The organism is Bathymodiolus azoricus thioautotrophic gill symbiont, assembly GCF_001298715.1.
Lineage (GTDB): Bacteria > Pseudomonadota > Gammaproteobacteria > PS1 > Pseudothioglobaceae > Thiodubiliella.
Genome location: NZ_CDSC02000088.1, coordinates 1 through 1489, shown reverse-complemented (window position 1 = coordinate 1489; position 1489 = coordinate 1). Strand labels below are relative to the sequence as shown.

Below are 1489 nucleotides of genomic sequence, written 5' to 3'. Positions count from 1 at the left end.
AGATGAAAATAGTGAGCCCGATTTTGTAGTTGAAAATATTATAAAAGTAAATTTAGTTGGCACATTGTTCGTAAAAATTGGGACTAAAGAAAATGTATTTAAAAGAACATTAAATACTGTACCAAGTATAAATGCAGATTGTTTTTTATTGCAAGGCGAGGAATTGTCAGAGTTTATGAATACAATTTCTTCTAACAGTAAAAACCCACTTAAAATTGGGAAATATACTATTTCAGAAGAGTCTGATGCAAATCTTGATGGCAATAAGTTTTTTCAAAGACATGCTGTAATAGTTGGTGGCACTGGTTCAGGTAAATCTTGGACGGTTGCAAATATATTAGAAAAAGCAACAAATCTTCAATCTATCAATAGTCTTGTATTTGATTTACATGGGGAATATAAGCCACTCCAAGAATTAGACAATACTACTTTACTAAAAATTGCTGGCCCTTCTGATGAGCCGAAAGATAAAAATGTGATGTTTCTACCTTATTGGCTATTGTCCTACGAAGAAATTGAATCTATGCTTTTGGATAGAAGTGATAGCAATGCACCAAACCAATCAAGAACTTTATTTGATTTAATTATTAAATATAAAAGAGAGAAACTTGAAGAAGAACGCAAACAAGATGTTTTAGATAATTTTACAGTTGAAAGCCCTGTGCCTTATAAAATTAGTGATATATTAACTGCTCTTGAAGAAAAAGACAAAGAAATGGTGGTGGGTTCAAAGGGAAAAGAAAAACAAGGGTCTTTGCATGGCAAATTAACTCGATTTATTCAAAGATTACAAAGTAAGCAGTCAGATAAAAGATTAAATTTTATATTTAATTCAGATGATGAACTTCTCGAATATGATTGGTTGGTCTCACTAATCAAAAATTTACTTGATTTTGGGAATGATAAAGGATTAAAAATAATTGATTTTTCAGAGGTTCCATCAGATATACTTCCTCTAATAACTGGGTTAATTAGCAGGTTAATATTCTCAATTCAGCAATGGACAGAAGATGAAAAAAGGCACCCTATTGCATTATTTTGTGATGAAGCACATTTATACCTCCCTGCAAATCCTAAAGGAAGTGTAGAAGAAAAGGGATTGCAAAGTTTTGAAAGAATTGCAAAAGAAGGTCGTAAATATGGAATTTCGCTTGTAGTAATTAGCCAAAGACCCTCTGATGTCAATAAAACAATTTTAAGTCAGTGTGGTAATTTTATCGCAATGAGATTAACAAATCCAGATGATCAAAATGTAATAAAAAGATTATTTCCTGATAATTTAGGAGATTTTTCTGAATTGCTTCCAATTTTAGATATTGGTGAAAGTTTAATCGTTGGAGATGCCTCACTTCTTCCAACTAGAGTAAAAATTGATGAACCAAATATTAAGCCAAATAGTGCAACGGTTGACTTTTGGGATGAATGGGCTCAAGAAAAAACTGAAAAAGGTATTGAGGAAGCGGTTAATGCATTAAGAAAGCAACAAAAA

The 1489-nt window shown here is 31.5% G+C and carries 1 protein-coding gene; it reads left to right on the top strand.

From position 1 onward, the window contains the following. Positions 1-1489 (top strand): ATP-binding protein (locus tag BAZSYMA_RS01790; protein ID WP_090714991.1); only part of this gene is annotated, 1489 nt, incomplete at both ends.